This window comes from Mesorhizobium sp. M6A.T.Ce.TU.002.03.1.1 (assembly GCF_003997275.1).
GTDB classification, from domain to species: Bacteria; Pseudomonadota; Alphaproteobacteria; order Rhizobiales; family Rhizobiaceae; genus Mesorhizobium; species Mesorhizobium mediterraneum.
The window spans coordinates 1-25,335 of the sequence record NZ_RZTI01000088.1 but is presented as its reverse complement, the minus strand read 5'-3'; the positions used below and the strand labels follow the sequence as shown (position 1 = coordinate 25,335).

21 protein-coding genes are annotated in these 25,335 nt (G+C 63.2%); 14 read left to right on the top strand and 7 right to left on the bottom strand.

The features are described from left to right. The 4 genes from xdhC to uraH form a co-directional block, all read right to left on the bottom strand. On the bottom strand, nt 1-881 hold an 881-nt coding region (gene xdhC, locus EOC93_RS22915), incomplete at its 3' end, for a xanthine dehydrogenase accessory protein XdhC (RefSeq protein WP_127205763.1). A 74-nt stretch (nt 882-955) separates the two neighbouring features. After that, entirely contained in the window at nt 956-3,304 is a 2,349-nt protein-coding gene (gene xdhB, locus EOC93_RS22910; protein ID WP_095484397.1) for a xanthine dehydrogenase molybdopterin binding subunit, read from the bottom strand. Then, nucleotides 3,304-4,785 carry a xanthine dehydrogenase small subunit gene (xdhA, locus tag EOC93_RS22905; RefSeq protein ID WP_126103939.1) on the bottom strand — a complete coding sequence of 494 codons (1,482 nt, stop codon included), beginning with the start codon at nt 4,783-4,785 and terminating at the stop codon, nt 3,304-3,306. The genes xdhB and xdhA overlap by 1 nt, the downstream gene beginning before the upstream one ends. Before the next feature lie 3 nt (nt 4,786-4,788). Continuing rightward, entirely contained in the window at nt 4,789-5,163 is a 375-nt protein-coding gene (gene uraH / locus EOC93_RS22900) for a hydroxyisourate hydrolase (protein WP_095485053.1), read from the bottom strand. 193 nt (nt 5,164-5,356) lie between these two features. Here uraH and puuE point away from each other — a divergent pair, with 193 nt between their 5' ends. The 10 genes from puuE to EOC93_RS22850 all read left to right on the top strand — a co-directional run bounded on the left by puuE (nt 5,357) and on the right by EOC93_RS22850 (nt 16,901). After that, nucleotides 5,357-6,787, top strand: a complete 1,431-nt coding sequence (gene puuE / locus EOC93_RS22895) for an allantoinase PuuE (protein ID WP_127205762.1) — start codon at nt 5,357-5,359, stop codon at nt 6,785-6,787. 32 nt (nt 6,788-6,819) lie between these two features. Further along, nucleotides 6,820-7,683 carry a bifunctional allantoicase/(S)-ureidoglycine aminohydrolase gene (locus tag EOC93_RS22890; protein WP_126103941.1) on the top strand — a complete coding sequence of 288 codons (864 nt, stop codon included), beginning with the start codon at nt 6,820-6,822 and terminating at the stop codon, nt 7,681-7,683. Further along, a complete protein-coding gene (locus EOC93_RS22885; RefSeq protein ID WP_126103942.1) occupies nt 7,680-8,183 on the top strand; it encodes an ureidoglycolate lyase in 504 nt (167 codons plus the stop codon). The genes EOC93_RS22890 and EOC93_RS22885 overlap by 4 nt, the downstream gene beginning before the upstream one ends. Then, a complete protein-coding gene (locus EOC93_RS22880; RefSeq protein ID WP_126107271.1) occupies nt 8,183-8,776 on the top strand; it encodes a nucleoside deaminase in 594 nt (197 codons plus the stop codon). Before EOC93_RS22885 ends, EOC93_RS22880 begins: the two co-directional genes overlap by 1 nt. Before the next feature lie 83 nt (nt 8,777-8,859). Beyond that, the gene (locus tag EOC93_RS22875; protein ID WP_127205761.1) at nt 8,860-10,845 is read left to right on the top strand and encodes a CocE/NonD family hydrolase; all 1,986 of its coding nucleotides are present in this window, start codon (nt 8,860-8,862) and stop codon (nt 10,843-10,845) included. A 156-nt stretch (nt 10,846-11,001) separates the two neighbouring features. After that, nucleotides 11,002-12,591: an ABC transporter substrate-binding protein gene (locus EOC93_RS22870; protein WP_095484403.1), complete on the top strand. Its 1,590-nt coding sequence runs from the start codon at nt 11,002-11,004 to the stop codon at nt 12,589-12,591. A gap of 16 nt (nt 12,592-12,607) precedes the next feature. After that, nucleotides 12,608-13,567, top strand: coding sequence for an ABC transporter permease (locus EOC93_RS22865; protein WP_095484404.1), 960 nt, complete (start codon nt 12,608-12,610; stop codon nt 13,565-13,567). Between the two features lie 10 nt (nt 13,568-13,577). After that, a complete protein-coding gene (locus EOC93_RS22860) occupies nt 13,578-14,402 on the top strand; it encodes an ABC transporter permease (RefSeq protein WP_095484405.1) in 825 nt (274 codons plus the stop codon). Beyond that, the gene (locus tag EOC93_RS22855) at nt 14,402-16,054 is read left to right on the top strand and encodes an ABC transporter ATP-binding protein (protein ID WP_095484406.1); all 1,653 of its coding nucleotides are present in this window, start codon (nt 14,402-14,404) and stop codon (nt 16,052-16,054) included. The genes EOC93_RS22860 and EOC93_RS22855 overlap by 1 nt, the downstream gene beginning before the upstream one ends. A 7-nt stretch (nt 16,055-16,061) precedes the next feature. Then, complete coding sequence (locus EOC93_RS22850; RefSeq protein WP_095484407.1) at nt 16,062-16,901, top strand: alkaline phosphatase family protein; 840 nt, start codon at nt 16,062-16,064, stop codon at nt 16,899-16,901. 64 nt (nt 16,902-16,965) lie between these two features. Here EOC93_RS22850 and EOC93_RS22845 read toward each other — a convergent pair whose 3' ends face one another. Next, nucleotides 16,966-17,970, bottom strand: a complete 1,005-nt coding sequence (locus EOC93_RS22845) for an NAD(P)-dependent alcohol dehydrogenase (RefSeq protein WP_095484408.1) — start codon at nt 17,968-17,970, stop codon at nt 16,966-16,968. 498 nt (nt 17,971-18,468) lie between these two features. Here EOC93_RS22845 and EOC93_RS22840 point away from each other — a divergent pair, with 498 nt between their 5' ends. The 3 genes from EOC93_RS22840 to EOC93_RS22830 are packed head-to-tail and all read left to right on the top strand — an operon-like array spanning nt 18,469 to nt 21,162. Continuing rightward, nucleotides 18,469-19,035: a sigma-70 family RNA polymerase sigma factor gene (locus EOC93_RS22840; RefSeq protein ID WP_095485055.1), complete on the top strand. Its 567-nt coding sequence runs from the start codon at nt 18,469-18,471 to the stop codon at nt 19,033-19,035. Then, entirely contained in the window at nt 19,032-19,700 is a 669-nt protein-coding gene (locus tag EOC93_RS22835) for an anti-sigma factor (protein ID WP_095484409.1), read from the top strand. The genes EOC93_RS22840 and EOC93_RS22835 overlap by 4 nt, the downstream gene beginning before the upstream one ends. Beyond that, nucleotides 19,690-21,162, top strand: a complete 1,473-nt coding sequence (locus EOC93_RS22830) for a S8 family serine peptidase (protein WP_095484410.1) — start codon at nt 19,690-19,692, stop codon at nt 21,160-21,162. Before EOC93_RS22835 ends, EOC93_RS22830 begins: the two co-directional genes overlap by 11 nt. A 275-nt stretch (nt 21,163-21,437) precedes the next feature. Here the strand turns inward: EOC93_RS22830 and EOC93_RS22825 are convergent, their stop codons facing one another. Both EOC93_RS22825 and EOC93_RS22820 read right to left on the bottom strand, forming a co-directional pair. Continuing rightward, nucleotides 21,438-22,328: an ankyrin repeat domain-containing protein gene (locus EOC93_RS22825; protein WP_095484411.1), complete on the bottom strand. Its 891-nt coding sequence runs from the start codon at nt 22,326-22,328 to the stop codon at nt 21,438-21,440. 255 nt (nt 22,329-22,583) lie between these two features. Further along, nucleotides 22,584-23,606, bottom strand: a complete 1,023-nt coding sequence (locus tag EOC93_RS22820) for a substrate-binding domain-containing protein (protein ID WP_127205760.1) — start codon at nt 23,604-23,606, stop codon at nt 22,584-22,586. 365 nt (nt 23,607-23,971) lie between these two features. Between EOC93_RS22820 and EOC93_RS22815 the strand changes: the two genes are divergently transcribed. Then, nucleotides 23,972-25,324 (top strand): ABC transporter substrate-binding protein, encoded by a 1,353-nt coding sequence (locus tag EOC93_RS22815; RefSeq protein ID WP_127205759.1) that lies wholly within the window; start codon nt 23,972-23,974, stop codon nt 25,322-25,324. Nucleotides 25,325-25,335 lie beyond the last annotated feature (11 nt).

The window sequence follows — 25,335 nt, the reverse complement described above, 5'->3', positions numbered from 1 at the left end:
CGCTTGTCCTTGACCGTGTCGCCGCCGATCGGCGAGACGAGGCGAGCAAATTCCGCCTCGCTGCCGTCCGCCGACTTCAGGAACCAGCTCCTGAATGTCGCCTTTTTGGTCTTCGAGCCGATCATGCCGACATAGGCGGCATCCCGGCGCTTCAGCGCCTCAGTGGCGATCAGGAAATCCAGCGCGTGGTCGTGGGTAAGAATGACGAAGGCGCTCCCGGCCGGAGCCTCGCGCACCATCGCCTCCGGCATAGGCGTCAGGCTCGTTTCGATCGTGTCCGGCATTCCATCCAGCGCCTCGGCCCGCGTCTCGACAACGGCGACACGCACCGGCAGCAAGGCCACCGCCGATGCCAGCGCCTGGCCGACATGACCGCCGCCGAAGATGTAGACATGCGCCAACTGCGCCTCCTCGGCTTCCGCCGCCGCAACCAGCTCTTGCGCCAGCGCAGCATCGACCAGCCGGATCAGCACCTCGACCCTGCCGCCGCAGCATTGGCCGATTTCCGGTCCGAGCGGGATGTCGAGGGTGGCTCGGATATCCCTCCCCCTTGAGGGGAGGGTGGCGGCGAAGCCGCCGGGTGGGGTCGCCGCGGCAGTGCTCGACATTTTTTTAGGTCGCGCGCTCCCTCTACCGACCCCCTCTGGCCGCTCCGCGGCCATCTCCCCCTCAAGGGGGGAGAAAAGCATCTGCCGCGCCTTGTCGATCGCCATATATTCGAGTTGGCCGCCGCCGATCGTGCCAAAAATCGCCGCGATCGAGACGAGCATGAAGGCGCCCTTCTCGCGTGGCGTCGAGCCTTTTGTTCCGGCCACCTCGACCAGGGCCACCCGGCCGGCGCGCGCAAGAAAGGCTTTCAAGCTTTGCACTTTCGCGTTCATCATTCGCATTCCCTATCGGGAAATATAGAGTTTTCGGCCTGAATTGCACGCTTTCTGGGATTCCGAGGCAGGGTTCACGTGCCGGCCTTGGCCTCACCCTTCAGCCGTTCGATCGCCATCAGCACCCGCTCCGGTGTCGCCGGTGGGTCGAGGCGCGGACAGATCCGGTGGTCGGCAACGCTCGCCACCGCATCCGACAGCGCATGCAGCACCGATATGCCGAGCGGGAGCGGCGGCTCGCCGACCGCCTTGGAGCGGTGGACCGTCGGCTCGCTCGCTTCCGGCCAATCGGCCAAAGTCACGTTGAATATCTTCGGCCGGTCCGAGGCCAAGGGGATTTTGTAGGTCGACGGTGCGTGGGTGCGCAGCCGGCCTTTATCGTCCCACCACAGTTCCTCCGTCGTCAGCCAGCCCATGCCCTGGATGAAGCCGCCCTCGACCTGGCCGAGGTCGATGGCGCGGTTCAGCGAGCGGCCGGTCTCGTGCAGTATGTCGGTGCGCTCAACCATGTATTCGCCGGTCAGCGTGTCGACCGAGACTTCCGAGCACGAGGCGCCATAGGCGAAATAGTAGAAGGGACGGCCCTCGCCCTTGTCACGATCCCAGTGGATTTTCGGCGTCTTGTAGAAGCCCGCCGCAGAAAGCTGGATGCGGGCCATGTAGGCCTGCCTGACGAGGTCGGCGAAGGCGATCTCCTGATTGCCGATGCGCACCCGGTTGGGCAGGAACAGCACCTGGTCGCGCGGCACCTGATATTTTTCGGCGGCGAAATTGGTCAGCCGCTCCTTGATCTGCCGGGCTGCGTTCTGCGCCGCCATGCCGTTGAGATCGGAGCCGGACGATGCGGCGGTCGCCGAGGTGTTCGGGACCTTGCCGGTCGTCGTTGCGGTGATCTTGACCTGGTCGAGGTCGATCTGGAATTCTTCCGCGACCACCTGCGCCACCTTGACGTAGAGGCCCTGCCCCATTTCGGTGCCGCCGTGGTTCAGATGCACCGACCCATCGGTGTAGACATGCACCAGCGCGCCGGCCTGGTTGTAGTGCGTTGCGGTGAACGAGATGCCGAACTTGACCGGCGTCAGCGCCAATCCACGCTTGATGAAGCGACTGTTGGCGTTGAAGGCACGAACCGTGCGGCGGCGCCTCGCATAGTCGCAACTCGACTCCAGCTCGGCGACGATGCGGTGGATGATGTTGTCCTCGACCGTCTGGTGGTACGGCGTGACGTTGCGGTCGCTGGTGCCATAAAAGTTCTTCTTGCGAATCTCCAGCGGGTCCTTGCCGACGGCAAAGGCGACCTCTTCGATGACACGCTCGGCGCCGACCATGCCTTGCGGCCCGCCGAAGCCTCGGAAGGCGGTGTTCGACACGGTGTTGGTGTAGAGCGGCGCCGATTGCGCGTGCACCGCCGGCCAGAAATAAGTGTTGTCGCAATGGAACAGCGCGCGGTCGGTCACCGGGCCGGACAGGTCCGCCGAAAAGCCACAGCGCGCCGCGAACATGAAATCGACACCGAGGATATTGCCCTCGTCGTCAAAGCCAACCTCGTAGTCGACCAGAAAGTCGTGGCGCTTGCCGGTGGCGATCATGTCGTCGTCGCGGTCGGGCCGGATTTTGACGGCACGATGGTGTTTCTTCGCGGCGATAGCGGCCAATACGGCAAACTGGTTGCCTTGCGTTTCCTTGCCGCCGAAGCCGCCGCCCATGCGGCGGATCTCGACCGTGACGGCATGGCTCGGCACGCCGAGCGCATGGCTGACCATGTGCTGGATTTCGCTGGGATGCTGGGTCGAGGAATAAATCGTGACGTCCTGGTCCTCGCCGGGAATGGCCATGGCGATCTGGCCTTCGAGATAAAAATGATCCTGCCCGCCGATGCGCATTTTTCCCTTCAGCCGGCGCGGCGCCGCTTTTATCGAGGCGGCGGCATCGCCACGCTTCAAGGTCAGCGGCGGCGTGACCAGCTTGTCCTTGCGGGGATCAAGTGCACCGATGTCGGTGACGAAGGACAATTCCTTGTATTCGACCTTGGCCAGCCTTGTGGCGCGGCGCGCCTGCTCGCGCGTTTCGGCGATGACGCAGAAGATCGGCTGGCCGAAGAACTGCACCTTGCCGTCGGCCAGCACCGGCTCGTCGTGACGGCCGGTCGGCGAAATGTCGTTTTCACCCGGCACGTCGCTCGCCGTCAGCACATCGACGACGCCGGGGGCTGCGCGCACCGCCGACAGGTCCATGCTGGTGATGGTGGCGTGCGTGGCCGTCGAAAGCCCAAGGCAGCCATGCAGCGTGCCGGCTGATTCCGGCATGTCGTCGATATAGACGGCCGTGCCGCGGACATGCTTGTGCGCGGAATCATGGCGCTGGTCGGTGGCAACGCCACCGGAGATTTTTTGCGCCTTGAGGTTTGGGGCATGTTTGGTCATCACGCCGTCTCGTATCTTGAAACCTGGATCGGCGCCTTGGTGCCGCTGGTCTCGGCAAAGAAGCGCAACAGCAGGTTCCGTGCCGCCAACGCCCGGTATTCGGCGCTCGCTCGCATGTCGGTCAGCGGGGTGAAATCCCTGGCGTATTCGGCCATCGCCGCCTCGACTGTCGCCTCGGTCCAAGGCTTGCCGAGCAACGCCTTTTCCACGCCGAAAGCCCGTTTGGGCGTTGCCGCCATGCCGCCATAAGCGATACGCACCTCCGCCACCGTGCCATCCCTGGCCAGCGTCAGCAGGAACGCGCCAAGTGCTGCGGTGATGTCCTCGTCACGGCGCTTGGTGATCTTGTAGACGGCGAATTTGGTGTCTCTGCCTGGCACCGGGACATGCACGGCCTCGACGAATTCGCCCAGCTGCCGGTCCTGCTTGCCATAGGCGATAAAAAAATCTTCGAGCGGGATGGTCCGCCGCTTGTTGCCGCGGCGCAGCGTCAGCCGCGCACCAAGTGCGATCAGCGGCGGCGGCGTGTCGCCGATCGGCGAGCCGTTGGCGATGTTGCCGCCGATCGTGCCCATATTGCGCACCTGGTCGCCGCCGATGCGATCGAACAGCGGGCCGAGCGCCGGGACGCGTTTCGCCAGCGTCGAGAAAGCCTCGGTATAGGTGACGCCGGCGCCGATCGAGATGACGCCCTTGTCCTCGGAGATCCCGCACAGACCGTCGAGATTGCCGATGAAAATCGCCGGCGCAATATCGCGCATATGCTTGGTTACCCAAAGGCCGACATCGGTCGAACCGGCAACGATGGTGGCGCCCGGCTCCTTGTCGAGCACGGCAGCGAGATCGTCGGCATTGGCCGGCACGACCAGCCGCTGCTTACCGGCGCCGATCTCGATGCGCGCACCGTCTTTTATGGCCGCAAGCTTCTCGGCGATCGCCTTGCGCTCTGCTGCCAGCGGGTCCTTTGCCGCCTTGCCGTAGCTGGAGATGGCACGTGCGGCGCGAACGATCGCCTCGTAGCCGGTGCAACGGCAGAGATTGCCCTGCAGTGCCTTTTCGATGGCCGCATCCGACGGCTCCGGCGACCGCATCCACAGGGCGTAAAGCGACATGACGAAGCCCGGCGTGCAGAAGCCGCATTGCGAGCCGTGGAAATCGACCATCGCCTGCTGCACGGGATGCAGCCTATCGCCGTCACCGCGCAGATGCTCGACGGTCACGATATGAGTGCCATCGAGCGAGCCGAGGAAGCGGATGCAGGCATTGACGCTTTCATAGACCAGCCGGCCGGCTGAGAGCCTTCCGACCAGCACGGTGCAGGCACCGCAATCGCCTTCGGCGCAGCCTTCCTTGGTGCCGCGCAGCGAGCGCTCGAGCCGTAGCCAGTCGAGCAAGGTCTCGTCGGGCGCAACCTTGGTCAGCGCAACGTGCTCGCCATTGAGGATGAAGCGTATCTCATTGCGTGTCTTGAGCCCGGCCATGTATCAGCTCCCGCGATAGGTCGAATAGCCGTAAGGCGATATGAGCAGTGGCACATGATAGTGCACCGGCTCGGCCATGCCGAAGCGGATCGGCACGCTGTCGAGGAAGGCCGGATCCGGCAGCCTCAATCCCTGCCGGCGCAGATAGTCGCCGGCCGCGAAGACCAGCTCGTATTCGCCGGTGCGGAATTCCGCGTTGGCAAGCAGCGGCGCGTCACAGCGGCCGTCGGCATTGGTGACCGCCGTCTTCAGATGCGTCCGCATGTCGCCGTTGATGCTGTAAAGCTCGATCGACAGGCCTGCCGCCGGCCTGCCGGTCGCGGTGTCGAGGACATGGGTCGTCAGACGTCCGCCTTCGGCTTTCGACGTTTCCGCCACTGGCTGCTCCCATTCCCGGTACAGTCGAACATGCCCGGTACCGTCGAACATACTTGACGAATTGTGCGCCAATTAAAGGCGATGCATAAGTCCCGGTCGAGCGGAGTGCTGCAAAAACACTTTCAAAATTTTCGGGGGAATGCGCAAGCCGCCCTTTCGACTATCCTGATCACACCATCCGGCAGGAGTGACGATGCGTTACGAACGAGACATGCGCGGCTATGGCGCCAATCCACCGGATCCGAAATGGCCTGGCGGCGCGCATGTCGCGGTGCAGTTCGTCGTCAATTACGAGGAAGGCGGCGAGAACTGCGTTCTGCATGGCGACAAGGCTTCGGAGGCCTTCCTGTCCGAGATCGTTGGCGCCGCACCGTGGCTTGGCCAGCGCCACTGGAACATGGAATCGATCTACGAATACGGCGCGCGCGCCGGCTTCTGGCGATTGCTGCGCCTGTTCACCGAGGCTGAGGTGCCGGTGACCTGCTACGGCGTCGCCACAGCGCTGGCGCGCTCGCCCGATCAGGTCGCAGCGATGCAGGAGGCCGGCTGGGAGATCGCCTCGCATGGGCTGAGATGGATCGACTACCGCGATCATGCGCCGGAGGACGAGCGCCGCGACATGGCGGAGGCGATCCGGCTGCACTACGAAGTCACCGGCGCGCGCCCGACCGGCTGGTACACCGGCCGCACCTCGATCAACACTGTGCGGCTGGCGGCGGAAGAAGGCGGCTTCGACTATGTGTCGGACACCTATGACGACGAACTGCCTTACTGGTTCGAGCATGATGGGCCGGACGGGTCGACAAAGCCGCAACTCATCATCCCCTACACGCTCGACGCCAACGACATGCGTTTCGCCACGCCGCAAGGCTTCAACTCGGGCGACCAGTTCTTCGCCTATCTCAGGGACAGTTTCGACACGCTCTATGCCGAGGGGAAGCTAGGGCGGCCGCGCATGATGAATATCGGCCTGCACTGCCGTCTCGTCGGCCGGCCGGGCCGGGTCGCGGCGCTCAAGCGCTTTGTCGACTACGTCAAATCGCACGACAAGGTATGGCTGGCGCGGCGCATCGACATCGCCAGGCACTGGCAGGAGACCCATCCGTTCCGGCGGCCGGCGCTGCGCCCGTCGAAAATGGAGTTCGAGGCCTTCGTCCAGGCATTCGGTGGGATGTTCGAGCATTCGCCGTGGATCGCCGAACGCGCCTACGAGTTGGAGCTCGGCCCGGCGCATGACAGCGCCGGCGGCCTCCATAATGCACTGTGTCGTGTCTTTCGCGGCGCCAGCGAGGCCGAGCGGCTCTCCGTGCTCAACGCCCACCCCGACCTTGCCGGCAAATTGGCGCAGGCCAAGCGGCTGACGGCGGAATCGGCCAGAGAGCAGGCTTCAGCCGGGCTCGACGCACTGACCGATAAGGAGCGCGAGCTGTTCTCAAAACTCAATGCCGCCTACGTCACGTCCTTTGGCTTTCCCTTCATCATCGCGGTGAAAGGCAAGACCAAGGTGGAAATCCTGGCGGAGTTCGAGGCGCGCAGCGGCAACACCCGCGGCGTCGAATTCGACACCGCTTGCAAACAGGTCGAGCGCATCGCGCTGCTTCGCCTCAAGGACTTACTTCCGTAATGGGCTTTGGCTCCCGCAATAGGCTTGAACTCATGGATACGATCAAGATGGCCGACCGAACCTATTACGCGCCGCATGGCGGCCACCCCGGCCAGAGCGAGCTGCTGACCGGCCGGGCCGTCTTCACCGAGGCCTATGCAGTCATTCCCCGAGGCGTGATGCAGGACATCGTCACCAGCGCCTTGCCGTTCTGGGACAAAACCCGAGTCTGGGTGCTGTCGCGCCCATTGTCCGGCTTCGCCGAGACGTTCTCGCAATATATCGTCGAGGTCGCGCCCGGCGGCGGCAGCGACCGGCCGGAACCGGATGCCGGCGCCGAGGGCGTCTTGTTCGTGGTCGAGGGCGAGCTGAGCGTCTTGCTGGCTGGCGAGAAACATGTCCTGCAGCCGGGTGGCTTTGCTTTCCTGCCGCCGGCCAGCGGATGGACCGTTCGCAACGAGAGTGGTGCTGCTGTCCGCTTCCACTGGATCCGCAAGGCCTACGACGCCGTTGAAGACATCGATCCGCCGCAGGCCTTTTTTGCCAACGAAAGGGACATCGCGCCCACGCCCATGCCCGGCACCGAAGGCAGATGGGCGACGACGCGCTTCGTCGATCCTGAAGACATGCGCCACGACATGCATGTCACCGTCGTCACGCTCGAGCCCGGCGCGGTTATCCCCTTCGCCGAAACCCATGTCATGGAGCACGGCCTCTATGTGCTGGAAGGCAAGGCGGTCTATCGCCTCAACCAGGACTGGGTCGAGGTCGAGGCCGGCGACTATATGTGGCTGCGCGCCTTCTGCCCGCAGGCCTGCTATGCCGGCGGGCCCGGCAAATTCCGCTATCTTCTTTACAAGGACGTCAATCGGCACGCCAAGCTTGGCGGTGCCGGCATCGCGAAGCGCGTGCCATGAGCCGCATTGTCGCCCGGCCGCTGACCCGCGAGAGCTTCGCCGAATTCGGCGACGTCATCGATATGGGCGGCGACAATCACTACCCGATCAATGGCGGCAAGGCCGAGCGTTATCACGACCTCGCCACGGCGCAAGCGCTGGGGCCGAATGCGCGCGTGCTGATCTCCATGGTGCGGGGCGCGCCCTACGATTTTCCGCTGAAGCTCACCATGGTCGAGCGTCACCCGTTCGGCAGCCAGGCCTTCATCCCGCTGTCGCCACGGCCGTTCCTGGTCATCGTCTGCCATGATGGCGACGAAGGTCCAGGCGAGCCGCACGCCTTCATCACCGCGCCCGGGCAAGGCGTCAACTATCCGCGCAATCTGTGGCACGGCGTGCTGACGCCGATCGGCGAGGCCCAGGATTTTCTCGTCGTCGATCGCGGCGGCGACGGCTCCAACCTCGAAGAGTGCCATTTCTCGCACGCCTACGAGATCCACCTTCCCGATGGGACCGCATGATGGCCGACGTCTCGCTGATCGACCGCCTGCTCGACGTCATCGAGCATGACATCGTGCCGAAGACGGCCGAAGGCGTCGCCCACGGCAATAAGCTGTTCGGCGCGGCGATCATGAGAAAGGGCGACCGCTCGCTGGTGCTCGCTGAAACCAACAACGAGACGGAGAATCCGCTCTGGCATGGCGAAGTGCACTGCCTGAAGCGATTCTATGAAATGCCGAAGGCCGAGCGCGTCGACACCAAGGACGCCATCTTCCTCGCCACGCACGAACCCTGCTCGCTCTGCCTGTCGGCGATCACCTGGACCGGCTTCGATAATTTCTACTATTTGTTCAGCCACGAGGATTCGCGCGACAGCTTCGCCATTCCGCACGATTTGAAAATCCTGAAGGAGGTCTTCACCCTCGACCCCGGCGGCTACAATGCCGAGAACGCCTATTGGAAGAGCTTTTCGATCCGCAAATTGGTGCGGTCACTGCCCGAGGCCGAGCGCCTGCGGCTGGAAACGCGGATCGGCACCATTTCGGCGCGCTATGACGAACTGTCCAGCGCTTACCAGGCGAGCAAGACCGAGAACGACATTCCGTTGAGTTGACGCGGATTGACCAGCCGAATTCGTTGGCTGGCCCACGACGCGGCAGGCTTGGGCTCCATCATGCAGTCACCTAGGAGCCCAGCATGAAAACCGTCACTGAATTTCCCCGCAAGGTCGTCGAATTTCCGGATATGGGGATCGTCATGCCGGATGGCTGCCGGCTGTCGGCGCGAGTGTGGATACCCGACGACGCCAGCGACGATCCGGTGCCGGCGATCCTTGAGCATCTGCCTTACCGCAAGCGCGACAGCACGATCTTTCGCGATCAGCTGACGCATCCCTATTTCGCCGGCCACGGCTACGCCTCGATCCGCGTCGACATGCGCGGCAATGGCGATTCCGAAGGGCTTATGGATGACGAATATTCCGAGCAGGAATTGCAGGACGCCTGTGATGTGATCGCCTGGGCGGCGGCCCAGCCCTGGTGCAACGGCAAAGTCGGCATGATGGGCATCTCCTGGGGCGGCTTCAACTGCCTGCAGACAGCAGCCAAGCAGCCGCCGGCGCTGAAGGCGGTGATCAGTCTCTGCTCGACCGTCGACCGCTATGCCGACGACATCCACTACAAGGGCGGCTGCCTGCTGATCGAGAACTTCGGCTGGGCCTCGACCATGCTGTCCTATTCGTCGCGACCGCCGGACCCGCTGCTGGCCGGCGACAACAGATGGCGCGACCTGTGGCTGACCCGGCTGGAGAACCAGCCCTTCCTGGCGCCGCTGTGGCTGAGGCACCAGCACCGCGACGCCTATTGGAAGCGCGGCTCGATCTGCGAGGACTATTCCGCCATTAAAGCCGCCGTGCTGTCGATCGGCGGCTGGCATGACGGCTATCGCAACACCATTTCCCATCTCGCCGCCAATATCGAGGCGCCGGTCAAGGGCATCGTCGGCCCCTGGATCCACAAGTACCCGCACTACGCAGCACCGAAACCAGCGATCGGCTTCCTGCAGGAGGCCTTGCGCTGGTGGGACCGCTGGCTAAAGGGCCTCGACACCGGCGTCGAGGCCGACCCGGCCTACCGCGCCTATGTGATGGACAGCGTGCGCCCCGCGCGCTGGCATCCGGAGCGGCCGGGCCGCTGGGTCGCTGAATCGGTGTGGCCGTCGCCCGAAATCGAGACACGTGAGATCGAGCTGATCCATGAAGGCGCCAAGCCGGTAATCGTCGCTTCGCCGCAAAGCTGCGGCCTTGCCGGCGGCGAATACTTTCCCTTCACCTTCGGCCCGGAATTGCCCGGCGACCAGCGCCCCGACGATGCATTATCGTTGTGTTTCGACCAGCCGGTGCTAACACAGGCGATCGACATTGTCGGCGCGCCGGAAGCACTGGTCAGGGTTTCGTCCGACCGGCCTCAAGCGAACATCGCGATCCGGCTGTGCGACGTGCATCCCGACGGCGCGTCGGAGCTGATCTCCTATGGCGTGCTCAACCTGACGCATCGCAACTCGCACGAATTCCCCGAGGCGCTGGTGCCGGGCGAAACCGTCAGCGCCCGTGTGGTGCTCGACCAGTGCGCCTATCGCGTGCCATCAGGCCACCGCCTGCGTATTGCCGTTTCGAACGCCTATTGGCCGATGATCTGGCCATCGCCGGAGCCGGTCCGGCTCGACCTGTCGGCGGCGACACTGAAGCTGCCGTTGCGCCCGCTGGCGCACCGCGATGAAGTCACGTTCCCCTCGCCCGAGGCCGCCGCGCTCTGGGCGACCGAAACGGTCCGCGTCGCCAATTCCGAACGTCATGTCGACCGCGACGAGAAGACCGGAATCGTCACGCTTTCCATCGTCGACGATTTCGGCGAGGTGCGCGACCTGGAGCATGGCCTTGCCAATGGCAGCATCGCGAGTGAGACATGGGCGATCCATCCGGACAATCCACTGTCGGCGTCGGGCAAGACGCACTGGACGCAGACGCTGTCGCGAAATGGATGGTCGGTGCGCACCGAAACATCAGCCGAAATGCGGTCCGACGCGCAAAGCTTCATGGTAAGCGCCAGAATCGAAGCCTATGAAGGCGAGAAACTGGTTTTCGAGCGCTCTTTCGAAGAGAAAATCCCGCGCGCGCTGCTTTGAGCGCTTATGCGGATTGGTCCAATTGCGACGTACGATTTACGCCACGGCATGTCGCATTCGGTCTTGCTTACGGCGTTCCCTTGCGGTCATTATTCTCCTCACAAGAAATGATAAAAAACGACCACAAGGTCGAACCAACAGAGTGAGGAACTCAACATGTCGAACGAACTGGAATTTCTCAGCCGGCGCGTCGCGTCCGGCAAACTGAGCCGTCGTGATTTTCTCGGCCGGGCGGCAGCGCTCGGCGTCACCGCGACCTTCGCCAACTCGCTGCTTTCAAGTGCGGCGCGCGCCGCGGGTCCGGTCAAGGGCGGCACGCTGAAGGCCGGCCTGGTCGGCGGCGAGTCCACCAACAGCCTCGATCCGGCCCTGTTCATGACCCAGGTGCCGTTCGCCTTCGGCAAGATGTGGGGCGAACTGATCGTCGAGCTTTCCCCGGAAGGCAATCTCGAGAACCGCATCGCCGAGGAGATCGGCTCGTCGGACGACGCCAAGGTCTGGACGCTGAAGATCCGCGACGGCGTCGAATTCCACAATGGCAAGACGGTGACCGCCGAGGACGTGGCCGCCACGCTCGAACGCCATTCGGACGAGAAGTCGAAGTCGGGCGCGCTCGGCTACATGAAAGGCATCGAGAGCATCAAGGCCAGCGGCAAGGAAGTCGTGCTGACGCTGAAGGAAGCCAATGCCGACCTGCCCTATCTGCTTAGCGATTACCATTTGATCATCCAGCCCAATGGCGGCAAGGACAAGGCCGACGCCGGCATCTCGGCCGGACCCTACAAGATCACCACCAACGAACCCGGCGTGCGCCATGGCGGCGAGCGGTTCGCCAATTACTGGCAGGCCGACAAGATGGGCCATGCCGACCAGATCGAGATCATCGTCATCAACGACGCCACGGCGCGCACTTCTGCCTTGCAGGGCGGCCAGGTCAACATGATCAACCGCGTCGAGCCGAAGATCGTCGACCTGATCAAGCGGCTGCCCGGCGTTACCATCCGCAACCATGCGGGTCCTGGCCACTACGTCTTCATCATGCATTGCAACACGGCGCCGTTCGACAACAACGATTTGCGCATGGCGCTGAAGCTGGCGATCGACCGCGAGGAGATGCTCGACAAGATCCTCAGAGGCTATGGCTCGCTCGGCAACGACTTTCCGATCAACTCGGCCTATCCGCTGTTTTCCGAGGACATCGAGCAGCGCAAATACGATCCCGACAAGGCAAAGTTCCACTACAAGAAGTCGGGCCATGACGGCGCCGTCCTGCTCAGGACATCGGACGTCGCCTTCCCAGGCGCAGTCGACGCCTCGCAACTGTTCCAGCAGAGCGCGGCCAAGGCCGGCATCACGCTGGAGATCAAGCGCGAGCCGGGCGACGGCTACTGGTCGGAAGTATGGAACAAGCAGCCCTTCTGCGCCTCCTACTGGGGCGGACGCTCGACGCAAGACCAGATGTATTCGACTGCTTACCTGTCGACGGCCGACTGGAACGACACGCGTTTCAAGCGTCCCGATTTCGACAAGATGGTGCTGGCGGCGCGTGCCGAGCTCGACGAAGCCAAGCGCAAGGCGATGTATCGCGACATGGCGATGCTCGTCCGCGACGAAGGTGGCCTGATCCTGCCGATGTTCAACCAGTTCATCGACGCGACGGGCGCCAAGGTCGCCGGCTGGGTCGACGATCCGCATCAGGAGCTGATGAACGGGTACGCTCTGGCAAAGTGCTGGCTCGAAGCCTGAGCCCGGCCTTGCGGATATGTCCTCACCCATCGTGAAACTGGTGGCCCAGCGCATTGCGCTGGGCATTCTCCTGCTGTTGGCCGTATCGGTCCTGATCTTCGCCGGCACCCAGATCCTGCCCGGCGACGTCGCGCAAGCCATCCTCGGACAGTCGGCGACACCGGAGTCACTCGCCAATCTGCGCGAGCAGCTCGGCCTCAACGATCCGGCCTTTATCCGCTATTTCCGCTGGCTCGGCGGCGTCGTGACCGGCGATCTCGGCACTGCCATGTCAAGCGGGCAGGATATTGCGACGTCGATCAAGGGGCGGTTGTGGAACACGCTGTTCCTCGCCTTCTGGGCGGCGGTCGTGGCCGTGCCGCTGGCGATCATCCTCGGCCTGATCGCAGTGCGTTACCGCAATGGCTGGGTCGACAAGCTGATCTCCGGACTGGCGCTTGCTTCGACGTCGTTTCCCGAATTCTTCATCGGTTACGTGCTCGTCTATTTCTTTGCCGTGAAATACCAGATCTTCCCCGGCATCTCGACGGTCTATGACGGAATGCCGTTCGGCGAGCGCATGCAGGCGATCATGCTGCCGGCGGCGGCACTGACGCTGGTGGTGCTCGCCCACATGATGCGCATGACGCGCGCCGCGATCCTCAACGTCATGCAGTCGGCGTATGTGGAAACCGCCGAGCTCAAGGGGCTTTCGGCATTCGCCGTCATTCGCAGGCATGCCTTCCCCAATGCGATTGCGCCGATCATCAACGTCGTCATGCTCAACCTCGCCTACCTGATCGTCGGCGTCGTCGTCGTCGAAGTGATCTTCGTCTATCCGGGCATGGGCCAATATCTCGTCGACCACGTCACCAAGCGTGACGTGCCGGTGGTGCAGGCGGTCGGCCTGATCTTCGCCGCCGTTTATATCAGCCTGAACATCGTTGCGGACATAGCGGCGATCGTCGCCAATCCGCGTCTCAGACACCCGAAATAGGGGAGAGGGCATGCTCGACATAAAACGCATCCCCATCCCTGCGCTGATCGGCCTGGTGCTAACGGCATTGTTCGTGCTGGCGGCGATCTTCGCGCCGTGGATCGCGCCGTACGGCAATGGCGAGATCGTCGGCGACGTCTGGGCACCGATGTCGGCGACACATTGGCTGGGCACCGACAATCTCGGCCGCGACCTCCTTTCGCGCATGATCTACGGCGCCCGCGTCACGCTGTTCATCGCGGTGCTGGCCACCGCCCTGTCCTTCTCGCTCGGCGCCATCCTCGGCTTCTCGGCGGCGGTTTTCGGCGGCTGGTTCGACACGCTTATGTCGCGCCTTGTCGATCTCCTGATGTCAATTCCGACGCTGATCATGGGCCTCGTCGTGCTGTCCGTGCTGCCAACCAATCTGGTGACGCTGATCCTGGTCATGGGCATCCTCGACTCGACCCGCGTTTACCGCCTGTCGCGGGCAGTCGCCGTCGACATCAACGTCATGGATTTCGTCGAGGCGGCCAAGCTGCGCGGCGAAGGCAGCATGTGGATCATTTTCCGCGAAATCCTGCCCAACGCGTTGTCGCCGCTGGTTTCGGAACTTGGCCTGCGCTTCATCTATGCCGTGCTGTTCCTGTCGACGCTGTCCTTCCTCGGGCTCGGCGTGCAGCCGCCTAGCGCCGACTGGGGCGGCATGGTCAAGGAAAACAAGGATGGCATCGTCTTCGGCATCGCGGCGGCGCTCATCCCTGCGGCGGCGATCGCCATGCTGGCGATTTCAGTCAATCTGGTCGCCGACTGGGTGCTCAACCGCACGACAAGCCTGAAGGGAGGGCGCGGGTGATGGCTGACCAGCGAGCAAAGTCCGTGCTGCTCGATATCCGCAATCTGCGCATCGAGGCCACGGTGTTCCCGCCAGGCGAGCCGCCCAAGAACATCGTGCTTGTCCACGACGTCTCACTGACGCTCGAGAAGGGCAAGGTGCTCGGCCTGATCGGCGAGTCCGGCGCCGGCAAGTCGACCATCGGCCTGTCCTCGATGGGCTATGGCCGCGGCGGCGTCCGCATCACCGGCGGCGAGGTCATCCTGAACGGCCGCGACATCCTGAAGGGCGGCAAGGAGGGCTTTCGCAAGCTGCGCGGCCGCGAGGTCTGCTATGTCGCGCAATCGGCCGCGGCGGCCTTCAACCCGGCGCACAGGCTGATGGACCAGGTGGTCGAGGCGACGCTGCTGCACGGCACGGCGACACGGGCCGCGGCCGAGAAGCGCGCCGTCGCACTGTTCAAGAAGCTCAGCCTGCCGAACCCCGAAAGCATAGGCGAGCGGTTTCCGCACCAGGTGTCGGGCGGCCAGCTGCAGCGCGTGATGACGGCGATGGCGCTCTGTTCCGAGCCCGACCTGATCGTCTTCGACGAGCCGACCACGGCGCTCGACGTGACGACGCAGATCGACGTGCTGGCGGCGATCAAGGACGCCATCCGCGACACCCATGTCGCGGCGCTCTACATCACCCACGACCTTGCCGTCGTCGCCCAGGTCTCGGACGAGATCATGGTGCTGCGCCACGGCCGGCTGGTCGAATGGGGCGGCACCCGTCAGATCATCAAGGAACCGCGCCAGGAATACACCAATGCGCTGGTCTCGGTGCATGAGATCGAGCACCAGGAACAGAAGCCCGGCACGACGCCGTTCCTGTCTGTCAAGAACATCACCGCCGCCTATGGCCGCAGTCACATCAAGGTGCTGAAGAACGTCTCGGTCGACATCTATCCAGGCCAGACGCTGGCGGTGGTCGGCGAGTCCGGCTCGGGCAAGTCGACGCTGGCGCGCGCCGTCACCGGCCTGTTGCCGCCCGAACAAGGCACCGTCACCTTCGACGGACGTCCACTCGCCAACCGGCTTGCCGACCGGCCGAAGGAGGATCTGCGCCAATTGCAGATGATCTACCAGATGGCCGACGTGGCGATGAATCCGCGCCAGACCGTCGGAACCATCATCGGCCGGCCGCTCGAATTCTATTTCGGTCTGCGTGGAAGGCAACGTGACGCCCGCGTCGCCGAGCTGCTCGACAAGATCGAGATGGGCAAGGGCTTCGTCGACCGCTACCCGGCCGAGCTTTCCGGTGGCCAAAAGCAGCGCGTCTGCATTGCCCGCTCGCTTGCCGCCAAGCCGAAGCTGATCATCTGCGACGAGGTCACCTCGGCGCTCGACCCACTGGTGGCCCACGGCATCCTGAAGCTGCTGCTCGAGCTGCAGAAAGAGGAAAACGTCGCCTATCTGTTCATCACCCACGACCTCGCCACGGTGAAGTCGATCGCCGATTCGATCGCGGTGATGTATCGCGGCGAGGTGGTGCGCTACGGCGCGAAGAGCCAGGTGCTGGCGCCGCCCTTCGACGACTATACAGACCTTCTCTTGTCCTCGGTGCCCGAAATGGAGATCGGCTGGCTGGAGAAGGCGATCAAGGGACGGCGCATGGCAAGCGCCGGGAATTAGACACCCGGTGGCGTTGAATACAAAACTTCTGCTCATCATCCTCGACGGCGTGCCTTACCGCAATTGGCGCCGGCTGATGGGCAATCTCGAAGGCTGGGTGCAATCGGGCGAAGCGCGTGTCTGGAAGATGCGCTCCGTTCTGCCGTCGACCTCAGCCTGCTGCTATGCGTCGATCCATACCGGCGTGGCACCGCAAGTGCATGGCATCCTGACCAACGAGAGCCGGTTCCGCGTCAAGCAACCGGATATATTTTCGGAGGTCAGCAAGGCCGGCGGCAAGACCGGCGCGGTCACTCATTCCTACTGGTCCGAATTCTTCCGGGCCTATCCGTTCGATCTGGTCGAGGACATGGAGTTCGACGAGCCCGGCGGGCCGATCACGCATGGCCGGTTCCACACCATGACCGGCTACAACGCCCGCAACCAGATGACGCCGAGCGACGTCGACCTGTTCGCGACGCTGACAATGCTGACCAGGCGCCACCGCATCGACTACGGCATCCTGCACACCTGCACGCTGGACTCGATGGGCCACCGCTTCGGCCATGACTGCCATGAGATGGATCACGCCGTCTATGCGATGGACGGCATGCTCGCAGCCTTCCTGCCGCGCTGGCGGGAAGCCGGCTACGAGGTCATCGTCACAGCCGATCACGGCCAGACCGATCGCGGCCATCATGGCGGCCATGACGACGAGATGCAGGATTTTGCTCTGTATTATTTCGGACAGGGCGAGGGGCCGGAGGCCGGCACGCTGTTAGACCAGTTGCAGCTTGCGCCGACCGTGCTTGCCCGCCTCGGCGTGCCGGTGCCTGCGACGATGAAGGCCACGCCGTTCCTCGACTGAATGAATGCTGGCCCTCTCTCCTGCAGGCGCCGTGGCGCGATAGGGCAGCGACGCATATGTCGTATCAAAGTTCGAGACAAACCTTGCCAAAGTGCTTTTGGGATTCGTAGTACTTGAAGGCATTGGCGATCTCCTGCAGCGGAAAACCGCGGTCGATAGCTGGCTTCAAACGGTTGGCCTCGATGGCACGAATCATGTCTTCCTGGTCTGCCCTGCTGCCAATAGAAATTCCGCTGATCCTAATCTGATTGGAAAACAGGGCCGGGATCGAAACTTGTCCGGCAAAGCCAGTCAGGACGCCGATCAGGGCGATGTGGCCGCCCATCCTGCAAGCTGTTATCGACTGCGCCAACGTGCCCGGCCCGCCAACCTCGATCACGTGATCGACGCCGCGTCCGTCCGTCAAAATCCTTACCTTCTGGCCCCAATCCGGCACTGCCTTGTAATTGACGACAATGTCGGCTCCAAACCGCTTCAGCTTTTCCAGCTTTTCCTCCGATGAAGAGGTGGCAATAACGCGAGCGCCCGCAATTTTTGCGAATTGCAGCGCGAACAGCGATACACTTCCCGTGCCAAGGACCAGCACCGTATCACCGGGCTTCACCTGGCCGCACACCATCAGGGCTTTCCAGGCGGTAACGCCGGCACAGGTAAGCGTTGCCGCCTCCATATGCGTGAAGTCTGCCGGTGCCCTTGTGAAGGCATGCCAGGGCATGCACACATATTCGCGAGCATAGCCGTCAACATCATCTCCCAATTCGCCCGTCTTATTGGCTGGCGTCGGTTCGCCGGCCAGCCAATGGGGCCAATAGGTGCTGACGACGGCATCTCCGGCCTTGAATTGTTGGACATCGTCTGAGGCCGCAATCACTTGTCCAGCGCCATCGGACAGCGGGATTCGGCCATCGGCGCACGGTTTGTTTCCCAGCGCCACCATGCTGTCGTGGAAATTCAACGAACACGCTCGTATCCTGACAAGCAACTCACCCGGCCCTGGTTTCGGACAATCTTCCTCGACCAGCTTGAGATTTTCCAAGCCTCCCGGCGCTTTCAGCCTAATCAGTCTCATGGAAAGGTCCTTCCGATCGCGCAAGGCTTCATGCGCCTCACCAGTCGCATGGACGATTGACCGCGTCGAACACCGCCATCGGCGACTGATCCACGAGTCGCGGCCGAAAAGCTGTTGTTGGTCATGACTTTCACTTCTTCAGAGGGTTGCGGTTTGCGATCGGGACCTTAGTCGCCCGGCAGCGGACCGGTGAGTTACAAACCTGTCGGGAATCCCCTGTGCGGCGGCGTCGTCCAATGACGCTCCGCCCGAGGCTGAACGACTGCACCTTGCCGACTGGGATGAGCCGCCTAGTGGCCGCCATCATGGCGAGCCTGACGGCTGCCTTTTGCTTGGTGCCCCTGACTGAGACTGACCCCTAAAAACGGGGGGCAACGGTATACTCTGGCAACCTTTCCGCTCTTCGGTTAGCCTCCGCAAAAATCCGGGCGGAAAGCGGTGAACCTTTTTGGGCCGATCGGCGACAGAGCAGACAGGAGCCAGGCGGCTCGACCGGCCATGACGGCAGCGACGGAAACCGACCGCGCGCTTGTCAGCCGGGTCGCGAAGGGCGACCGTGCCGCCGTGCGGCTCCTGTTCATGCGCCACCACGCGCGGGTCTACCGCTTCGTGGTGCGCCAGACGGGATCGGAAATGATGGCCGATGATATCGCCAACGAGGTGTTTCTCGAACTCTGGCGCCAGGCGCCAGGCTTCGAGGGGCGCTCGGAAGTCTCGACATGGCTGCTCGGCATCGCCCGCTTCAAGGCGCTGTCGTCGCTGCGCAAGAAGAAGGAAGACCGGATCGACGACGATGACGCGGCCCAGGTCCCAGACAGCGCCGACACGCCGGAAGTCGTCACCATGAAGGAAGACAAGGGCGCCGCTTTGCGGCGCTTCGTCGATGCCTTGCCGGAAGAGCACCGCACGGTGATCGACCTTGCCTATTACCACGGACAGTCGGTGACCGAGATCGGGGAGGTGCTCGGCATCCCGGTTGCTACCGTCAAGACCCGGATGTTCTACGCCCGCAAGAAACTCGGCGAGGCGCTCAAGGCCGCCGGTTACGACAGGGGGTGGCCATGAGCGCCGCTGAAAAGATGTCGCGCCGCGATGAAATGGAAACGCTGCTGCCGTTCTATCTGAACGGCTCGCTGGAAGGCTCGGAACTCGAAGCCGTCGAGGAATGGCTGGCTTCCGATCCGGCGGCGCTTGCCGCACTCGGCGAGGCCGAAGCCGAATTCTCCAGCACCGCTGCATCCAATGAGGCGATCCGCCCGCCGGCCGATGCGCTCGGCCGCTTCACCCGGGCGCTCGACGCCGAAGCCGGCCCCGTGCGCGCGCCGGCGACATCGTCCTGGCTGGCGCAGGTGTGGGGCCGCTTCATGGCGGTGCCGGCCGGCGTCGCCTGGGCTGCGGCGGCAGCACTGCTTGCCCTCGTCATGGTGCAATCGGTTGTTCAGCCAGGCGGCAAGGACGGCGATTTCGAAATTGCCGGCCAACAAGGCGATCTGACGAAAATGCCGTTCGCGCTGGTGACGTTCAAGCCGGATGCGAAGATGGCCGACATTGTCGCTTTTCTTGGCGAACACCAGCTGAAGATTGCCGGCGGGCCGACCGCCGACGGTGTCTTCCGCCTTGGCATCCCGGCCGCAACCGCAGCCGATTATCAAAAAGTGCTTGCTCTTATTGCCGCCCAGCCTTTCGCGGAGGCTGTGGTCGAGGGAAGGAGACCGGTTGATGGCGGCTAGGGCGGTCATTGGGTTTGCGGCGCTCCTTGTGGCGGCGATGACGCTCGCCGCCGCGCCCGCTTTGGCGCAGACCAATGATCCAAACCTCACCCAGACGGAAATCGACTGCCTCAACCGGGCGACGGCGGCGGCCGACTGTATCGAGGACGATACAAGAGACGGCAGCGGCGAAAAGCCCGGCGCTGGTTCCGCCGCGACAAATGCGGTCGTTCTTCCTGCGCTGATCGTTGACCTGTTTCCCAACCCGGTCGGCGGCGGCCAAGCTCCGCTGCCGACGCCCGATCCACGCCGCAATCCGGCCGGTCGGGCACTGCCGCCGCAGGCCGCCGGTGCGCCTGCGATACAGGCCGCCGCGACGGGCGGTCCGATCGTTTCGCCCAGCGATCTCGTCGCGGCCGAGCCGCCGCGCGCCGTCATCGGTGATTTCGTGCCCGACGAGGTGCTGGTGACGGTAGACGGCGACGCCGTCCAGCAGATCGCCGCCTCATTTGGCCTCGAGGTGCGCTCGCAGCGCCAGTCTCTGCTGCTCGGCACCACGCTGGTGCGCTTCGGCATTCCCGATGGCCGACCGGTCGGCGTCGTGCTGGCGCAGCTTGCCGCCGACGGCCGCACCATGCGGCGCGAGCCCAACCATATCTACTCGCTGCAACAGGCAGCCAGCATCGTCAATTATGCCTTCGAGCGCATCGCGCTGGATTCGAAAGCGGCCAGCGGCGAGAATGTGCGCGTCGCCGTCATCGACACCGCCATCGACGATGCCAATCCAGCACTCTCCGGCGTCATCGTCGATCAGTTCGACGCCATGCCCGATGTGCCGATCGAGGCGCGCGATCATGGCACCTCGATCGACGGCCTGATCGCCGGCGTCGGCGCGCTCAAAGGCATGGCGCCGGGCGCGAAAATCTACCATGCCCGAGCTTTCGAGGGCGGCAAGTCGACCATGGACATCATCCTGTCGGCGCTCGACTGGGCGGCAAGCCAAGATGTTCGCATCATCAATATGAGCTTCGTCGGACCGAAGAACGACCTGCTCGGCATCGCCTGCCGCAATGCTCGCGCCTTGGGCATCGTGCTGGTCGCCGCCGCCGGCAACAACGGGCCGAAGGCGCCCTACGGCTACCCCGCCGCCTTCGACGGCGTCATCGCGGTGACGGCCACTGATGCCAAGGACGGGCTGATGCAGCAGGCTAATCGTGGCGCCTACGTCTTCCTCTCCGCTCCTGGCGTCGAGATGGTGGCGCCGAGCGGCGCCGGCTCGGATGTGGTCACCGGCACCTCATTTGCCGCAGCCATTGTGACCGGCGCGATCGCCAATCTGTTGCATGCCGCGCCCGATCGTTCCGCCGACTGGGTCGAGAAGGCATTGGCCGGCACGGCCAAGGATCTCGGCCCCAAGGGACGAGACAATGATTTCGGCTATGGTCTGCTGGACACCAAGGCGGCCGCGGCAGCGAAGGAATAGGCGTAGGCTTAAACGCTTCTGCTTTTATGCACATCGAAACTCAATCACTGGCTGCCACCAGCGCCCGAGATTGGTGGAACTTAGACGTTCGAGCTGACTGCCGGATCGGCTTGGCCATGCCAAAACCCGTCAAATAGTTCGAAAACTGGCTAGTTCGTTTCATTGGCGGCTGATGCCCGCTGGGCAAGTGGCCCTTTTAGGGTCACCAGAGGTGCTACTTGAGCAAATCTAGCCGACGCAGGTCCGTAGCAGCACTTGCGCAAGAGATCATCGGTTCAGGGCAGCGGGATCGGCTTGTCACTGAGTGTGCGCAAGTAGGCGATCATGTTGACCCGTTCGGTCTCGTCCGGGACACCGGGAGTCTCCATCTTGACGCCCGGCGTGGTGAGCATGGGCTCGAAGAGAAATCTGTTCAGGTCCTCGTACGTCCATACACCCTCCCAGCCCAGCAAGGCCTCGGAGTAACGCATATCTGCCATGGATGCCTTGTCGCGGCCGACGACGCTCCACAAGTTCGGTCCTATTTTGTTCCCTCCCTGTGGCTCGGCTTCGTGGCAAGTAGTACACCGGCGGGTGTATTCGGTTCGGCCTTTCTCGACATCGGCAGAAGCCAACTTCATTGATATTGGCGCTGGCGTTGGCAAGACGACGCCATGCGCCAAGAGATAGTCGGCAATTTCGCGTTGCCCCCTGTTTTTTGCCAGATGGAGCGGCGTCTTGCCGTGCATTGCCTTCGCATTCACGTCCGCTCCGGCCTCGACCAGTGCCTTCACGCAGTCGAAACAATCGAGAGTGACGGCGACATGAAGGGCGAATTCGCCATCACGATCGGAATTTGGATCCGCGTCCCGCTCTAGCAACAGGTTTAACAGATCGATCTTGCCTGTTCCGACAGCCGCCATCAGTGCGGGACCACCAGTCGTCTGGGCGTTGACGTCCGCACCACGTTCTATGAGCAGTTTTGCCGCTTCGATGTGGCCCATAAAGACCGCGAGATAGAGCGGCGTTGCGCTTCCATCACTCTCATCTACATCAGCGCCCGCATCGAGCGCTGCTGTGATCGCCGCGACATCGCCCTCCATGGCGGCATCGTGGATGGCGGCGGCTTGCGATACAATCGGAATGTGCAAAAGCAGCAGTGGAATGAGAAGCAAGGACACGCGCATTTGGCATCTCCCAAGGCAAACCGCAGTAAGCGTCACGGTTTCAAGACGGCAAAAGTATACCACGAATGCCTGATCGCAACCACGCCCACCGATGGCTCAATGGTGACAGCCCTTGAAAGAAAGACCGGCCATGTCCTTACTAGCCGTCTGGTAACGGGCCCAACGGTGCCATCCGAGGTCAACTTGCGCCGTCGCGCAAGTGACGTGGATGACTGGATCGAACTCGTCGCTCAGAATGATTTGGCTTCGACCCCCCTAACCCGGCGCGCCGGCGACCGATCCCCTGATCACCAGATCGACCGGCCAGACTTCGCCGCGGGCGCCCTCCTCCAATCCGGAAATCCGCGCCGCCAGCCGCTCGGCGATGCGCGCGCCGGCCAAACGGATCGACGAGCGCGTCGTCGACAACGGCACCGAAAAATTCTCCGGCTTCAGCCAGGGGAAGACGTCGTCATGGGCGATCAGCGACAGGTCGCCCGGAATGGTCAGGCCGAGATCGCGCACCGCGCGCACGACGCCGAGCGCCATGATCAGGCTGGAGCAGGCGATCGCGGTCGGCGCATCGCTCTGCTCGAGCAAGCGTCTGGCGGCGCGGTAGCCGTTCTCCTCGGTCATGGCGAGGGAACAGACATGGCCTTCGCCAAGCACCAGACCGCTCGCTGCCAATGCCCGGCGCACGCCACGCTCGCGGTGGATGGCGAAAGTCTCGCGGTCGTCGCCGTTGATCAGCGCCAACCGCCGGTGACCGAGCTGGACGAGCAGCCGTGCCGCCTCGTGGAAGGCACCCTCATTATCGATGTCGGTGAAAGGGTAGTCGAAATCGAGCCCTTCGCTGCGGCCATGGACGATAAACGGGATGCCGAGCGTGTTGACCAGCGCCACCCGCCGGTCGGCCGGCTTCGGCGAGGAGATGTAGACGGCGTCGACCTGCCGGTTGGCGACAATACGCCGGTAGGTCGTCTCCTGGTCGTCGGCATCGGCCGGGGACAGCGCCAGGTCGAGTTCATGCGAACGGGCATAGTCGCCGAGACCGGACAGGAATTCGACGAAATGCGGGTCGATGTCGACGGCCGTGCCGGTCGGCAAGACATAACCGATCATCCCGGTCTTGCCGGTGGCCAGCCGGCGCGCGCTCGGGTTGGGTCGGTAGCCGTGGCGCTTGGCTGCGTCGATCACCCGCCGGCGCGTTTCCTCATTGACTTCCGGGTAGCCGTTCAGCGCGCGGCTTACCGTTGTCTGCGAAAGCGCCAGCATGTGGGAGAGCTGTTTGAGGTTCACCGGAGGCCTCCAAGCCTCAAAGCGCTTTAACTATGGATCGGCCTAGCCGCTACGGGCAGCCCCGCCTGATGCAAAGACCATAAGCACCGTTTCCGACCAGTTTGAAGCAAAATATGCTGCCGCAGCGCCAAAAAAGCATGCTGCAGTGCACTTTAGTTGCTCTTATATCGCGAAAATTAAATCGATTAGCACGCGACCCCTCTTGACTCCTGATCGATTCAGTGGCGTGATCGAAAAGACCAAAGCGCTTTGGAAGACTCTTCGAAAGGTTGCGGTTCCTTTCCGACTGAGTCACAGTCCTGCAGCGTCGGCGGACGGAATGGAGGTTCCGTCCGAGTGTTTGTCACCACTGGGAGGGAATACCGATGAAGAAAATGCTTCTGCTGAGCGCCGCCTTTGTCGCGCTCGCCCTGGGCGCGCCGGCGCAAGCCGAACTGAAATTCAAGCCGGGCGAAGATCCCCGCTTCAACTGGGCGAATTACGAAGACCTCAAGAAAGTCGACCTCAAGGGCGAGACGCTGTCGATCTTCGGGCCATGGCGCGGCGAGGACGAGGGGCTCATCCGCACCGTTCTCGACTATTTCTCGGAAGCCACCGGCGCCGAGATCAAATACTCCTCGTCGGAAAATTACGAACAGCAGATCGTCATCGACACGCAGGCCGGCAGCCCGCCCAACATTGCCGTGCTGCCGCAGCCGGGCCTGATCCAGGACCTGGCGTCCAAGGGCCTGCTGACGCCGCTCGGCGACGACACCGCCAACTGGATCAAGGACAATTACGGCGCCGGCCAGTCATGGGTCGATCTCGGCACCTTCAACGACAAGGACGGCAAGCCGGGCTTCTTCGCCTTTCCCTACAAGGCCGACGTGAAATCGCTGGTCTGGTACTCGCCTGACAATTTCGAGGAAGCCGACTACGAGGTGCCGAAGACGCAGGAAGAACTCGCCGAGCTCGAAAAGAAGATCATCGCCGACGGCGGCACGCCATGGTGCATCGGGCTCGGTTCGGGCGGCGCCACCGGCTGGCCGGCGACCGACTGGGTCGAGGACATCATGCTGCGCACCCAGACGCCCGAAACTTACGACAAGTGGGTGAAGAACGAAATTCCGTTCAACGATCCCGCTGTGGTCAATGCCATCGACATTTTCGGCAAGATCGCGACCGACGACAAAATGGTCGACGGCGGCGCCAAGGCGGTTGCCGCGACCGACTTCCGCGACAGCCCGAAAGGCCTCTTCTCGGTGCCGCCGAAGTGCTATCTGCATCATCAGGCGTCATTCATCCCGACCTTCTTTCCGGAAGGCACAGAGATCGGCCAGGATGCCGACTTCTTCTACTTCCCACCTTACGCCTCTAAGCCTGACCTCGGCACCCCGGTGCTCGGCGCCGGCACGCTGGCCATGATCACTAAAGATAGCAAGGGTGCCCGCGCGTTCATCGAATTCCTGAAGATGCCGCTCGCCCATGAGATTTGGATGGCCCAGGGCGGTTTCGTGACGCCGCTCAAATCGGTCAACAAGGATGCCTATGCCAGCGACGCGCTGAAGAAGCAGGGCGAAATCCTTGCCGAAGCCTCGACCTTCCGCTTCGACGGATCCGACCTGATGCCGGGCAAGATCGGCGCCGGCGCCTTCTGGACCGGCATGATCGATCTTGTCGGCGGCAAGTCCGCGCAGGATGTCGCCACCGACATCCAGAAGAGCTGTCACGCGTTCTAGTAGGCTTCCCC

What these genes read in the sequence shown, in the direction of transcription:
- xdhB (WP_095484397.1), bottom strand. Translation starts at nt 3,304, where the DNA reads ATGACCAAACATGCCCCAAACCTCAAGGCGCAAAAAATCTCCGGTGGC.
- xdhA (WP_126103939.1), bottom strand. Translation starts at nt 4,785, where the DNA reads ATGGCCGGGCTCAAGACACGCAATGAGATACGCTTCATCCTCAATGGC.
- puuE (WP_127205762.1), top strand. Translation starts at nt 5,357, where the DNA reads ATGCGTTACGAACGAGACATGCGCGGCTATGGCGCCAATCCACCGGAT.
- EOC93_RS22890 (WP_126103941.1), top strand. Translation starts at nt 6,820, where the DNA reads ATGGATACGATCAAGATGGCCGACCGAACCTATTACGCGCCGCATGGC.
- EOC93_RS22885 (WP_126103942.1), top strand. Translation starts at nt 7,680, where the DNA reads ATGAGCCGCATTGTCGCCCGGCCGCTGACCCGCGAGAGCTTCGCCGAA.
- EOC93_RS22880 (WP_126107271.1), top strand. Translation starts at nt 8,183, where the DNA reads ATGGCCGACGTCTCGCTGATCGACCGCCTGCTCGACGTCATCGAGCAT.
- EOC93_RS22875 (WP_127205761.1), top strand. Translation starts at nt 8,860, where the DNA reads ATGAAAACCGTCACTGAATTTCCCCGCAAGGTCGTCGAATTTCCGGAT.
- EOC93_RS22870 (WP_095484403.1), top strand. Translation starts at nt 11,002, where the DNA reads ATGTCGAACGAACTGGAATTTCTCAGCCGGCGCGTCGCGTCCGGCAAA.
- EOC93_RS22865 (WP_095484404.1), top strand. Translation starts at nt 12,608, where the DNA reads ATGTCCTCACCCATCGTGAAACTGGTGGCCCAGCGCATTGCGCTGGGC.
- EOC93_RS22860 (WP_095484405.1), top strand. Translation starts at nt 13,578, where the DNA reads ATGCTCGACATAAAACGCATCCCCATCCCTGCGCTGATCGGCCTGGTG.
- EOC93_RS22855 (WP_095484406.1), top strand. Translation starts at nt 14,402, where the DNA reads ATGGCTGACCAGCGAGCAAAGTCCGTGCTGCTCGATATCCGCAATCTG.
- EOC93_RS22845 (WP_095484408.1), bottom strand. Translation starts at nt 17,970, where the DNA reads ATGAGACTGATTAGGCTGAAAGCGCCGGGAGGCTTGGAAAATCTCAAG.
- EOC93_RS22840 (WP_095485055.1), top strand. Translation starts at nt 18,469, where the DNA reads ATGACGGCAGCGACGGAAACCGACCGCGCGCTTGTCAGCCGGGTCGCG.
- EOC93_RS22835 (WP_095484409.1), top strand. Translation starts at nt 19,032, where the DNA reads ATGAGCGCCGCTGAAAAGATGTCGCGCCGCGATGAAATGGAAACGCTG.
- EOC93_RS22830 (WP_095484410.1), top strand. Translation starts at nt 19,690, where the DNA reads ATGGCGGCTAGGGCGGTCATTGGGTTTGCGGCGCTCCTTGTGGCGGCG.
- EOC93_RS22825 (WP_095484411.1), bottom strand. Translation starts at nt 22,328, where the DNA reads ATGCGCGTGTCCTTGCTTCTCATTCCACTGCTGCTTTTGCACATTCCG.
- EOC93_RS22815 (WP_127205759.1), top strand. Translation starts at nt 23,972, where the DNA reads ATGAAGAAAATGCTTCTGCTGAGCGCCGCCTTTGTCGCGCTCGCCCTG.